Origin of the sequence: Allobosea sp. 2RAB26 (assembly GCF_052115465.1) — a bacterium.
In the GTDB taxonomy this organism is placed as follows: Bacteria; Pseudomonadota; Alphaproteobacteria; order Rhizobiales; family Beijerinckiaceae; genus Allobosea.
On sequence record NZ_JBFRGS010000095.1, the window covers coordinates 1 to 416 of the forward strand.

The following is a 416-nucleotide window of genomic DNA, read 5'->3' on the forward strand; positions in this document are numbered from 1 at the left end:
GCCACCGCCTTCCCGCAGGTCGCCCTGACCCGCAACCAGGCCGGTGCCGCCGGAGCAGCCGAAGCGCTGGGCGCCGGCCACCGTGTCTACGATGCGCTGCTCACGGCAAGCGTCGCCGACGCCCGCGCCGGCTTCGACGCGCTCTCGGGCGAGGCTCACGCGCAAGCGGTCAGCGTCGCGATCGAGGACAGCCATCTCATCCGCGAATCCATCCTCAACCGGCTGCGCTGGCCTTTGGCCGGCGGCACGTCCGGCGGCATGGTCGAGGGCGCCTTCAGCGCCGACGCGCCCGGCAGATCGGCCGGCACGGCTCTGCCGGCGCCGCGCCTCGCCATGGAACGCTTCACGCTTTGGGGCGAGGCGATCGGAGCGCAGGGACGCACGGACGGAGACCGCAACGCGGCTTCGCTCGACCG

At 73.8% G+C, this 416-nt stretch carries 1 pseudogene; it reads left to right on the plus strand.

Annotated features, from left to right (window positions below):
• Positions 1 to 416, plus strand: a pseudogene (locus AB4118_RS34250) (autotransporter outer membrane beta-barrel domain-containing protein); the annotation flags it as partial.